This window comes from Pseudomonas moraviensis subsp. stanleyae, from assembly GCF_036283065.1.
Classification (GTDB): Bacteria; Pseudomonadota; Gammaproteobacteria; order Pseudomonadales; family Pseudomonadaceae; genus Aquipseudomonas; species Aquipseudomonas stanleyae.
In genome coordinates, this window is sequence record NZ_JAADJI010000008.1 from 315,701 (window position 1) to 328,198 (window position 12,498).

Below are 12,498 nucleotides of genomic sequence, written 5' to 3' on the forward strand. Positions count from 1 at the left end.
TCCGATAATCGACTGAGTGTTCGTTTATCGAACGGATTGTTGTTCACCTAACAATCAGATCAAAAGCTTCGCGAGCAGGCTCGCTCCCACAGGGAAATGCATTCCAGAGTGGGAGCGAGCCTGCTCGCGAAGAGGCCGGCATGTTCAATAAAGATTCATGCCCGGTCAGGTCGCATCCGCATGACTGACCATGCCCTTGATCAGCACCGCCGCCGTGGCCAGACCGGCCGGGATCACCAGTGCGGTCAGCACCTGCTCGAAATTCCAGCCCAGGCCCAGCAACGTCGCGCCCATCCACGCGCCGAGAATCGCGCCAAAGCGGCCGATGCCGAGCATCCACGACACCCCGGTCGCGCGACCCTGGGTCGGGTAGAACCGCGCTGCCAGCGACGGCATCGCCGATTGCGCGCCGTTGACGCACATGCCCGCCACCAGCACCAGCGTCGCCAGCAGGGTGATGTTGCCCAGACTCTGCCCTACCGCGTAGGCAAACACCCCGGCGAGCAGATAGAAAATGCCGATGACCTTGTGCGGATTGAAGCGGTCCATCGCCCAGCCCACTCCGACCGCGCTCAACACGCCGCCAAACTGGAACAAGGCACCGATGAACGCAGCCTGCTCCATGCTCGCGCCACTGTCGCGCATCAGCGTCGGCAGCCAACTGGTCAGCAGGTAGACGATCACCAGACCCATGAAATAGGTCAGCCACAACAGCAGCGTGCCGGTGCTGTAAGCGCCGGAGAAGATCACCGCAAAGACATTGCGTGCCTTGACGGTTTTCTGTTCCGGCACGCTGAAGCTCGCAGCCTGGGCGACGGTAATCGGATCGATCGGTGCGAGGGTCTTGCGTACTTTGTCGGTGCCACGGTTGCGCACCACCAGGTAACGCGCCGATTCCGGCAGCCAGAACACCAGCACCACAGCCAGGATCAGCGGCAGGATCCCGCCGATCATCAGCAATGCGTGCCAGCCGAATGCCGGGATCAGTTTTGCCGAGATGAAACCACCGCCGGCCATGCCGAGGTTGAAGCCGCAGAACATGCTCGTCACCAGCAGCGACTTCTTGCGCTCCGGGGTGTATTCCGAGAGCAGCGTCGTGGCATTGGGCATGCCCGCGCCGAGGCCGAGACCGGTCAGAAAGCGCAACACCAGCAGTTGTTCGACGTTGGTGCTGTACGCCGAGGCCAGGCTGAAGCCGCCGAACAGAATCACCGCACCGACGAGTACGACTTTGCGCCCGAAGCGGTCAGCCAAAGGGCCGGAGCCGAGTGCACCGAAGACCATGCCGATCAGCGCGGCGCTCATCACCGGACCGAGGCTGGCGCGATCGATGCCCCAGTCCTGCGACAGCGCCGGGGCGATGAAACCCATGGCGGCGGTGTCGAGGCCGTCGAGAAATACGATCAGGAAACACAAAATCACCACTCGCCACTGATAGCGCGAGATTGGTTGGGCGTTGATGAAGGTCTGCACATCGAGGCAGTTACCCACAGCGGACTGAGGCTGGTTCATTATTTTTATTCCACGCAAAAAACGCAGTCGAACGGCGGCCGGCCAGAGCACGGCACGGTCACAAGAATAGAAGGTTGTAATCAGGCGTTGCGCGGGACCCGGCAACAACGGGTGAAACACAGACAGACGGAAATCGGGCGCATGATGAGTTGCCTCTTGTCATTATTATAGGGTCGACAGTCCGGCGGGCTCATTCACATCAGCGCCGGATGACGCTGCCGCGACATTAATGATCCGGGGGTTTTAGCGTCAATTCGATAAACGCAACACTGTGCGTTTATCGAACAGGTTCATCAGGCAAACAACTGCGCACTGAGGTCGCGACTGGCGCTGAGCAGGCCCGGCAGAAAGCGCTGCTCCAGCTCGGCACGGCTGACCCGCCCGGCGTGGGTGCTGACATTCAGCGCTGCGACCACTTGCCCGGAGGCGTCGTACACCGGCACGGCGATCGAGCGCAGGCCCTGTTCCAGTTCCTGATCGACAATGCACCAGCCCTGCTGACGCACCTGCTGCAGGCATTCGAGCAAAGCGTCGGGGGTGTGAATGGTGCGACTGGTCTTGGCCACCAGTTCAGCGTGGTCGAGGTATTCGCCCAGGGATGTGTCGTCCAGCGCGGCCAGCAGAATCCGCCCCATCGACGTGCAATACGCCGGCAGCCGCCCACCGACCGAAAGGTCGACCGAGATCAATCGTTGAGTGGTCGCCGAACGAGCGATATAGAGAATGTCATCGCCCTCCAGCGTCGCCATGTTGCAGGCTTCGTGCAATTGCTCGCTCATGCGGTCGAGATAGGGCTGGGCGGAAACCGCCAGTGGCGTCGAGGACAGATAGGCATGGCCGAGGGTCAGCACCTTGGGCAGCAACGAATAGGTGCGACCGTCGGTGGTGGCGTAGCCGAGCTTGATCAGCGTGTGCAGGCAACGGCGTACGGCAGCGCGGGGGATCTCCGTACGATGGCTGATCTGTGCAATGGTCAGGTGGCGCTTGCGCTCCTGAAATGCCTGCACCACCGCCAGGCCACGGGCCAGCGAAGTCATGAAATCCGGATCACCGGTCAGCGCCTGAATGCGCTTGGCCGGCGAGGCAACGATGGGCGGCGCCACCGACGTGAAGGAGTTGCGCATTTGATCGTTCATTTCTTGTCCTTGTCCGGCACGCATCAATGCCTAGTCAAACGGCTCGCCGCGCGATGCACAAGCACCGGGAAGCCAACATTGGGCGATTATCGAACCGCCGACCGATAATCGCAATCCGGCACAGCGGGCTCTTTGCTTGCCTTGAAGCCACTTAATCGATTCTGCGCGCAACTTAGTTGTTCGAGTTAATGGCGCCAAAAACAGAACGCCTGTTCTATAACGCTGTCTTTACACTTAACTAGCGAAGAAACTTGCCAGCCACAAAACCATCACACATTCAGAACCGTTTTTAACTTGGCAAAGATAGTCATTCCCGAATCGACCGCTATAATGCACCTTGGTCACGGCGCTTTAATCAAAAGCCGCGACTTGCTGAAACGAGGCCCTTCGTCTCAGCTCCGGCCAGCGCCCGGCGCTCATTACTCATGCAACGCCAGCGCTCGCTGAAACAGGAAACTGATGCTGCGTCAGTTTTAATCTGGTGCCGTAGCCGCCTGTAACACGGAAGTCTTGATCGCCTCTGCAATGTCACCCTGCCTGATCAGGCTGTGGATGACTGGCGGGGGCGCGCAATTGACTCGTTGCAGTGTGTTTCACCGGATATTCAATTCAACTCATACAGGTAGCACCGTGACGAAAGACGAACTGCGCGCGGAACTAGAGCGCCAGGAACAACGTTACAAGGAAGTTTACGGCGGGGAAGTCACCACCTACGCCGCTCAGCCGGAACCGGAACGCAAGGCATGGCGCAAGCGCCCTACCGTTCAGGATCAGGTGTTCAAGCAGGAAATCGAAAAGATCGAAAAGGAACTCAAAGCCGAAGAGCCATGAGTCACGGCGGTTGAGCATTCGAAAGTCGGCGTCCACCTCGACTACAGCGCGGTGGCAGGACGACACCTCGCGCGCCCGCTACCCGCGGGCAGCGGCTGCATCGCTATTGTGTGGCTCAAGAACGAACGTCCCACAGGTTTCAGAGATATTTCAGACAAACGTTTGAGCCGATGCGGTGTCGGAAAAACCACCTTAAAAATCATATTTATCCAATAAAATCAAAGAGTTGAAAAACCCTGCGGACTGCTCGGTTTTCACGCCCTGCAACAAATTAAATCGAAGAAGCGTGTGACCAGTGAGCAGACGGGGCATCGATTTCCTGTCTTTTCTGGCATAATCGCGCCCCCTTACGACCGGGTCAGAAAACCTTCATGATCGATTTATTCAGCGGACTGGATGCTTGGGTGCTTGTGAGCCTCTTGCTCGCCCTGACGTTTGTCCTCGCCTTCGAGTTCATCAATGGATTTCATGACACCGCTAACGCGGTAGCCACTGTTATCTACACCAAAGCCATGCCGCCGCACCTGGCGGTGTTCTTTTCCGGTGTGTTCAATTTCCTCGGCGTGCTGCTGGGCGGCGTGGGTGTGGCGTATGCCATTGTCCATCTGCTGCCGGTTGAGCTGCTGATCAATGTGAACACCGGCCATGGCCTGGCGATGGTGTTCTCGTTGCTCGCCGCGGCAATCGCCTGGAATTTGGGCACCTGGTACTTCGGGATCCCGGCTTCCAGCTCGCACACCCTGATCGGCTCGATCCTCGGTGTCGGCCTGGCCAACGCACTGATCAACGACATCCCGTTGAGAGATGGCGTGAACTGGCAGAAAGCGATCGACATCGGCGCCTCGCTGGTGTTTTCGCCAATGGCCGGCTTCCTCATCGCCGCGCTGGTGCTGATCGGCCTGAAGTGGTGGCGCCCGCTGTCGAAGATGCACAAGACGCCGGAACAGCGCCGCAAGATCGATGACAAAAAGCATCCGCCGTTCTGGAATCGCCTGGTCCTGGTGATCTCGGCCATGGCCGTGAGCTTCGTGCACGGTTCCAACGACGGCCAGAAAGGCATCGGCCTGATCATGCTGGTGCTGATCGGTATCGTACCGGCGCAGTTCGTACTCGATCTGAACAGCACCACCTACCAGATCGAACGCACCCGCGACGCGACCCTGCACCTGAGCCAGTTCTACCAGCGCAACGCCGATTCGCTGGGTGAGTTCCTGGCCCTGGGCAAGAGCGTGGAAGGCGACCTGCCGGAGAAATTCCGCTGCAACCCGCAGCAGACCGAACCGACCATCACCGCCCTGCTGCACACCCTTAAAGGTGTAGCGGACTACCATGCGCTGTCGTCGGAAAGCCGCATCGAAGTGCGTCGCTACCTGCTCTGCCTGGACGACACGGCGAAGAAGGTCGGCAAATTGCCTGGCCTGGAAGCCCGTGAAAAGGCTGACCTGGACAAGCTGCGCAAAGACCTGACCACCACCACCGAATACGCGCCGTTCTGGGTGATTCTGGCGGTCGCCCTGGCACTGGGCCTGGGCACCATGGTTGGCTGGAAACGCGTGGTGCTGACCATTGGCGAGAAGATCGGCAAGCAGGGCATGACCTATTCGCAGGGCATGTCGGCGCAGATCACCACGGCCAGTCTGATCGGCATGGCCAACATTTTCAGCCTGCCGGTTTCGACCACTCATGTGTTGTCTTCGGGTGTGGCCGGGACCATGGTTGCCAACAAGAGCGGTCTGCAGGGTGGCACAGTGAAGACTATTCTGCTGGCCTGGGTGTTGACCCTGCCGGCGACTGTGGCGCTGTCGGCCGGATTGTTCTGGTTGGCTTCGAAGGCGTTGGGTAGTTGATCGATTGCTGCTTGTGAAGGAGGCGCGATTCTTTGGAATCGCGCCTTTTTTTTGGTTTTGAGATTGTGTGTATATCCGTTGCTGCGGTAAGGGCTTCTTATGGTTTCGCTCTTACAGCGAGTCACCTTTTCCAAACGCCGAAAAGGTAACCCAAAAGGCTTTGCCCCGGCGTACGGCCCGCTCGCTGGGGCTCGGGGTACCTTCGTTACGGGACCGATCCGGGCGCAGCGCCTCCGGTTTGCTTCGCTGCACCTCCTCTCGCTGTGTACGACTGCGTCGTACGGTCGCTGCGCTCCCACGCCCGGATCGATCCCGTAACGAAGCCTGCCGAAGGGGCAAAAGATCAAAAGCCAGAGCAAGAGCAAAAGCAAAAGCCAAATCAAGAGCCCCTCACCCTAGCCCTCTCCCAGAGGGAGAGGGGACTGACCGAGTTGTACATCCGAAGTACGGCGACCTGAGATACCGAGTCGAATGCAATATGCAGAAGATCAAAAGCCTCCTCACCCTAGCCCTCTCCCAGAGGGAGAGGGGACTGACCGAGTTGTACATCCGAAGTACGGCGACCTGAGATACCGAGTCGAGTGCAATATGCAGAAGATCAAAAGCCCCCTCACCCTAGCCCTCTCCCAGAGGGAGAGGGGACTGACCGAGGTGTATAGGCGAAGTACGCCGACCTGAGATACCGAGTCGAATGCGAATATGCAGAAAATCAAAAGCCCCTCACCCTAGCCCTTTCCCGGAGGGAGAGGGAACTGACCGAGTTGTACAGGCGAAGTACGCCGACCTGAGATACCGAGTCGAATGCAAATATGCAGAAAATCAAAAGCCCCCTCACCCTAGCCCTCTCCCGAAGGGAGAGGGGACTGACCGAGGTGTTTAGGCGAAATACGCCGACGTGCGATACCGCGTCGAATGCAAATATGCAGAAAATCAAAAGCCCCCTCACCCTAGCCCTCTCCCGGAGGGAGAGGGGACTGACCGAGGTGTTTAGGCGAAATACGCCGACGTGCGATACCGCGTCGAACACAGATTTTGAAAAGCCCAAAAATCGGCCCCCTCTCCCTCGGGAGAGGGCTGGGCGGGCGGCGTTCCGATGAGGGGCGAATCCAACACAGATCCAAAGCAGACCACACGCTTTTCACCACTCAAAACAATGAGCGCAAGCTCGAGTACCGCTTTTGATCTTGATCCACGGGCGACGTCGGAAGGCTGAGTGGAGGGATTGATCCGGGCGTGGGAGCGCAGCGACCGTACGACGCAGTCGTATACAGCGGAAGGAGGTGCAGCGAAGCAAACCGGAGCCGCTGCGCCCGGATCGATCCCGCAGCGAAGGAACCCGAGCCTGCGAGGGCCGAACGCAGGAGCAAGCCTTTTTGGGTACTTTTTTCTGGGCCGGCATTCCGGGCGTCTGGAAAAAGTGCCTCGCCGTAAGGGCGAAACCGTAAGCCGCCGCAGCAAAACATCCAGATATTCACCCACACCAACCAGAGCCTGGTCGGCCCAAAGGCCGCCAAGGCACAAAAAAAAGGGGCAACCGAAGTCGCCCCAAAATGCCTTGCGTGCCCATCAAATCCAGAAGAACTCACTTGCGCCGCTTATGCGCATCCCTCCAGATAAAAAATCCAAACCCTGCAAAAAACAGCACCATGAGCCCCACCGTCAGAACCCCGGCAAACACCACGTTATCGAAAAACATGACTGGCCTCCTGGCCCTGCTTTGCTGCGATGGATTCAAATTAGCAAACACACAGACGCGCACATTGACCAGGATCAATATCCGCAACGAAGGGAATTAAAGGAGGGGAAATAACTGACCTGCATCAATGGATGCAGCGGGAGATCAACGCTTTTTCGGCTTGTTCTTCGACTTTTTCTTGGCTTTTCCCAACGGCATCGCCTGCTCAAAAGCCTGGCGCACTTCGTTCAGGCGCTTTTCGTTGAGGTCATGCACACGCTTGGCGCGTTCGGTGCTGAGGTCGATCAGTTTGTCGTCTTGGCTCATGGCGTTCGGCACATCGCAAAAGAGATAACAGCTGCCGATCACCGGCAGGATTGCGCCAATCATGCCGCCTGGCGCACGCGCTGACCAGTCACAGCTCAAATCTCGATGTCGACCCACAAGCCCTGACGCGGCTGATCGTCAATCAGCGGCACAACCGGCACGGTGTTGTCGGCGTTCAGCTCAGTGCCCGGCACGGCCAGATGCTCTTCAGGATCCTCATCCGCCTCGCGGCGCCGACGATCACGTTCCTGTTGGCGGCGCTGTTCCTCGCGTGCCAGCAGCCGATCCTCTTCCGGATCGCGCTTTTGCAGGTCGATCGTGCTTTCGTTGGAGCTTTCCTGCACCGGCACCACCGGCGGGATGTCCGGACGCTGGCGGATCGGATCCTGCTGGGAAGTGATCGGCACAGCGCTCAAGGGGAGCATCGGTGGCAACATATAAAGGTCTCCTGTCTGCAGGCTATCGGCTGGGGTGCAGGCGCCTTGAGCCGCCTGTCGCAATTGTGTGATGCACCTCGCACCCGTAGGAGCTGCCGCAGGCTGCGATCTTTCATGGGACAACGCAAAACCCAAGTGTTCCCACAGATCAAAAGATCGCAGCCTTCGGCAGCTCCTACCCCAGTATTCCTTTGGCCTCAGGGTCGCATTCCGTTAAGATAGCCCGCTTTTTCAAGGTGGGAGTCAGGCAGCATGGCGCAGCAGTATCAACCGGGGCAACGCTGGATCAGTGACAGCGAAGCAGAGCTTGGTTTAGGCACCGTTCTGGCACAGGACGGCCGCTTGTTGACCGTGCTTTACCCGGCCACTGGCGAGACCCGCCAGTACGCGCTACGGAATGCGCCCCTGACCCGCGTGCGGTTCTCGCCCGGCGACTCCATCACCCATTTCGAAGGCTGGAAGATGACTGTGCAGCAGGTCGACGACGTCGACGGGCTGATGGTTTATCACGGCCTCAACGGGCAGAACGAAGTCGTCACCCTGCCGGAAACCCAGCTGTCGAACTTCATTCAGTTCCGGCTGGCCAGCGACCGTCTGTTCGCCGGGCAGATCGACCCGCTGCCATGGTTCTCCCTGCGCTACAACACCCTTGAACACACCAGCCGCCAGTTGCAGTCCTCGCTGTGGGGCCTGGGCGGCGTGCGTGCGCAGCCGATCGCGCACCAGTTGCACATCGCCCGCGAAGTCGCCGACCGTATCGCCCCGCGAGTACTGCTGGCGGACGAAGTGGGTCTGGGTAAAACCATCGAGGCCGGTCTGGTCATCCACCGCCAGTTGCTCTCGGGCCGCGCCAATCGCGTGCTGATCCTGGTCCCGGAAAACCTCCAGCATCAATGGCTGGTGGAGATGCGCCGCCGCTTCAATCTGCAGGTTGCGCTGTTCGACGAAGAACGCTTTATCGAAAGCGATGCCACCAACCCGTTCGAAGACACGCAATTGGCGCTGGTCGCGCTGGAGTGGCTGGTCGATGACGAGAAGGCGCAGGACGCCTTGTTCGCCGCCGGTTGGGATCTGCTGGTGGTCGATGAAGCGCACCACCTCGTGTGGCACGAAGACAAGGCCAGCGCGGAATACTCGCTGGTCGAGCAACTGGCCGAAGTGATTCCCGGCGTGCTGCTGCTCACCGCGACCCCGGAACAACTCGGTCAGGACAGCCACTTCGCCCGTCTGCGCCTGCTCGACCCGAACCGTTTCCACGACCTGGCCGCCTTCCGCGCCGAGAGCGACAACTATCGCCCGGTCGCCGAAGCCGTGCAGGAACTGCTCGACAAGGGCCGCCTCTCGGCCGAAGCACACAAGACCATTCACGGCTTCCTCGGCAACGAAGGCGAAGCCCTGCTGACCGCGGTCAACGATGGCGACACAGAAGCCAGTGCGCGCCTCGTGCGTGAACTGCTCGATCGCCACGGTACCGGCCGCGTGCTGTTCCGCAACACCCGCGCCGCCGTGCAGGGTTTCCCCGAGCGCAAACTGCATCCGTATCCGCTGCCGTGCCCGGACGAATACCTCGAACTGCCACTGGGCGAACACGCCGAGCTGTACCCGGAAGTCAGCTTCCAGGCGCAGCCGGATGCCAGTGAAGAAGAACGCTGGTGGAAATTCGATCCGCGCGTCGAGTGGCTGATCGATCAGCTGAAAATGCTCAAGCGCACCAAAGTGCTGGTGATCTGCGCCCACGCCGAAACCGCGATGGATCTGGAAGACGCCCTGCGCGTGCGCTCCGGCATCCCGGCCACGGTGTTCCACGAAGGCATGAATATCCTCGAGCGTGACCGCGCCGCTGCCTACTTCGCCGACGAAGAGTTTGGCGCGCAGGTGCTGATCTGCTCGGAAATCGGCAGTGAAGGTCGCAACTTCCAGTTCGCTCACCACCTGGTGCTGTTCGATCTGCCGTCGCACCCGGACCTGCTCGAGCAGCGCATCGGGCGTCTCGACCGGATCGGCCAGAAGCACATCATCGAACTGCACGTGCCGTACCTGGAAACCAGCCCGCAAGAGCGCCTGTTCCAGTGGTATCACGAGGCGCTCAACGCCTTCCTCAACACCTGCCCGACCGGCAACGCCTTGCAGCATCAGTTCGGCCCGCGCCTGCTGCCGCTGCTCGAAGAAGCCGATGACGGCGAGTGGCAAGCGCTGATCGACGAAGCACGCGCCGAGCGTGAGCGTCTCGAAGCCGAGCTGCACACCGGCCGCGACCGTCTGCTGGAACTCAATTCCGGCGGCGCTGGCGAAGGTGAAGCGCTGGTCGAGGCGATCCTTGAGCAGGACGACCAGTTCGCCCTGCCGATCTACATGGAAACCCTGTTCGACGCGTTTGGCATCGACAGCGAAGACCATTCGGAAAACGCCCTGATCCTCAAACCGAGCGAGAAGATGCTCGATGCCAGTTTCCCGCTGGGCGACGACGAAGGCGTGACCATCACCTACGATCGCAACCAGGCGCTGTCGCGCGAAGACATGCAGTTCATCACCTGGGAACACCCGATGGTGCAGGGCGGCATGGATCTGGTGCTGTCCGGCTCGATGGGCAACACCGCCGTCGCGCTGATCAAGAACAAGGCCCTGAAACCGGGCACCGTGTTGCTGGAATTGCTCTACGTCAGCGAAGTGGTCGCACCGCGTTCGCTGCAACTGGGGCGCTACCTGCCACCGGCGGCGCTGCGTTGCCTGCTCGACGCCAACGGCAATGACTTGTCGCCACGGGTGTCCTTCGAAACCCTCAACGATCAACTGGAAAGCGTGCCCCGCGCCAGCGCCAACAAGTTCATCCAGGCCCAGCGCGATCAACTGACGCCACGGATCAACGCTGGCGAAGAAAAAATCGCCCCGCGTCACGCCGAACGTGTGGCCGAAGCGCGCCGCCGTCTGGCCGCCGACACCGACGAAGAACTGGCGCGCCTGACCGCGTTGCAAGCGGTCAACCCGACCGTGCGCGACAGCGAACTGGAAGCCTTGCGCACTCAGCGTGAGCAGGGTCTGGCGATGCTGGATAAAGCCGCGTTGCGCCTGGAAGCGATTCGGGTACTGGTGGCGGGTTAAACCGCCCTGCTCCACCGCTGAAAACCAAGAGGCCCGCAGTGATGCGGGCCTCTTTTATTTCAGAAGCAAAAGCAAAAGATCGCAGCCTTCGGCAGCTCCTACAGGGGAAACGCATTCACATGTAGGAGCTGCCGAAGGCTGCGATCTTTTGTTCTTAAGCAGTCGCCGCAGAAATTTCAGGCTCAACCACCGCCACCAACCCGTCCTTCATCCGCTGCGCATCCCGGACAAAACACCGCGATGCGAGAAACAGAAAGACCATGGTCAAAAACAGCGCCACCGGGATCAGGTACATCGCGTCATGCAGGCCGACAGCCTTGAACGCCTCGGTCATCTGTTCCGCCCCCGCCGACAGCATCGCCGTGTGCGCGAAGTGATCCGACAGACCACCCACCACCACTGGCCCTAACCCGCCCCCCAGCAAATACAGACCGGCAAAGAACAACGCCATCGCCGTCGCCCGCAGGCGCGGTTCGACCACGTCCTGAATCGCCGTGTACACGCAGGTGTAGAAGTTGTAGGCGAACAACCAGCCGACGCTGAACACCGCAACGAACACGCCGACCTCGACGCGTCCGGCATGCAGCGCCCACGCTGTGCACAAGGTTGAAATAATCAGGCTGAACGCGGCAAACAGCAGTCGGCCGCTGGCGAAACGCTGGTGAATCTTGTCGGCGATCCAGCCGCCGACAGTCAGCCCGACCAGTCCGGTGACGCCGACGATCACGCCCGTGGCCACCGCCGCTTCCTGCAATGGCATGAGGAAATAGCGCTGCAGCATCGGCACCAGAAACGAGTTGCAGGCATACGTCGCGAAGTTGAAGCACAGCCCGGCCATCACCAGCCACAGGAAGGTCGGCACGGCGAGGACGCGGCGGATCGGCTTGTCGACTTTCTCTTGCGAGACCTGCACGGATTCCGCCGCACCGCGCTTGGGCTCTTTGATGAAGAACATGAAAATCGCCAGGATCAGCCCCGGCACGGCGGCGATGAAGAACGGCGCGCGCCAGCTGTCAAAGGCCTTGACCATCGCGCCGATGGTGAAGAACGCCAGCAGCAGCCCCAGCGGCAGGCCGAGCATGAAGATGCCCATCGCTCGCGCCCGACGGTGTGCGGGAAACAGGTCACCGATCAGCGAGTTCGCCGCTGGTGCGTAACTGGCCTCGCCGATGCCGATGCCCATGCGCACGATAAGGAAACTCCAGAAACTGCCGACCAGACCGTTGACGGCGGTCAGCGCGCTCCACGTCGCCAGGCCCCAGCCCATCAGTTTGCTGCGCGAGCCGGTGTCGGCCATGCGCCCCAGCGGCAGGCCGGCAATCGCATAAACCACGGTGAACGCGGTGCCGATGATGCCCAGCTGAAAGTCGCTGAGGTGCCATTCCATGCGGATCGGTTCGATGATGATCGCCGGAATGGTGCGGTCGAAGAAATTGAACAGGTTGGCGAGGAACAGCAGGAACAGAATGCGCCAGGCATTCGCCGCTTGGGTCGAGTTCTGCATGGGTCCGTCTCTTTATTGTTATGAGGGCTTCACTGCCAGCGCATCGAGCCCGGAACCTGCAATCTAGTCAGCCGCGCGGGGGCTGTCTGTCATCATTCGTCAGCCTGATATCGGCCCATCGCACTGTAAC

Annotated in this window: 9 protein-coding genes; 3 read left to right on the forward strand and 6 right to left on the reverse strand. The window is 60.2% G+C overall.

Annotation, left to right across the window (positions count from 1 at the left end; all coding sequences use genetic code 11):
* Window positions 1–165: 165 nt before the first annotated feature.
* Both GXB78_RS16775 and pcaR read right to left on the reverse strand, forming a co-directional pair.
* A complete protein-coding gene (locus tag GXB78_RS16775) occupies window positions 166–1,512 on the reverse strand; it encodes an MFS transporter (protein ID WP_329516187.1) in 1,347 nt (448 codons plus the stop codon).
* Between the two features lie 293 nt (window positions 1,513–1,805).
* On the reverse strand, window positions 1,806–2,648 hold the full coding sequence (gene pcaR, locus GXB78_RS16780; RefSeq protein ID WP_016771343.1) for a pca regulon transcriptional regulator PcaR: 843 nt from the start codon (window positions 2,646–2,648) through the stop codon (window positions 1,806–1,808).
* A gap of 630 nt (window positions 2,649–3,278) precedes the next feature.
* On the opposite strand from pcaR, the gene GXB78_RS16785 reads away from it, so the two are divergent.
* Window positions 3,279–3,479 carry a hypothetical protein gene (locus tag GXB78_RS16785; protein WP_008080067.1) on the forward strand — a complete coding sequence of 67 codons (201 nt, stop codon included), beginning with the start codon at window positions 3,279–3,281 and terminating at the stop codon, window positions 3,477–3,479.
* Window positions 3,480–3,850: 371 nt separating this feature from the next.
* Window positions 3,851–5,326, forward strand: coding sequence for an inorganic phosphate transporter (locus GXB78_RS16790; protein WP_329516188.1), 1,476 nt, complete (start codon window positions 3,851–3,853; stop codon window positions 5,324–5,326).
* Between the two features lie 1,582 nt (window positions 5,327–6,908).
* On the opposite strand, the gene ccoM is transcribed toward GXB78_RS16790, so the two are convergent.
* The 3 genes from ccoM to GXB78_RS16805 form a co-directional block, all read right to left on the reverse strand.
* On the reverse strand, window positions 6,909–7,022 hold the full coding sequence (ccoM, locus tag GXB78_RS16795) for a cytochrome c oxidase subunit CcoM (RefSeq protein WP_329516189.1): 114 nt from the start codon (window positions 7,020–7,022) through the stop codon (window positions 6,909–6,911).
* A gap of 144 nt (window positions 7,023–7,166) precedes the next feature.
* Window positions 7,167–7,391, reverse strand: a complete 225-nt coding sequence (locus tag GXB78_RS16800) for a hypothetical protein (protein ID WP_329516234.1) — start codon at window positions 7,389–7,391, stop codon at window positions 7,167–7,169.
* A gap of 32 nt (window positions 7,392–7,423) precedes the next feature.
* Complete coding sequence (locus tag GXB78_RS16805; protein WP_024011931.1) at window positions 7,424–7,765, reverse strand: hypothetical protein; 342 nt, start codon at window positions 7,763–7,765, stop codon at window positions 7,424–7,426.
* Between the two features lie 252 nt (window positions 7,766–8,017).
* Between GXB78_RS16805 and rapA the strand changes: the two genes are divergently transcribed.
* Complete coding sequence (gene rapA, locus GXB78_RS16810) at window positions 8,018–10,864, forward strand: RNA polymerase-associated protein RapA (protein ID WP_329516190.1); 2,847 nt, start codon at window positions 8,018–8,020, stop codon at window positions 10,862–10,864.
* A gap of 154 nt (window positions 10,865–11,018) precedes the next feature.
* Here the strand turns inward: rapA and GXB78_RS16815 are convergent, their stop codons facing one another.
* Entirely contained in the window at window positions 11,019–12,368 is a 1,350-nt protein-coding gene (locus GXB78_RS16815; protein ID WP_329516191.1) for a spinster family MFS transporter, read from the reverse strand.
* Window positions 12,369–12,498 lie beyond the last annotated feature (130 nt).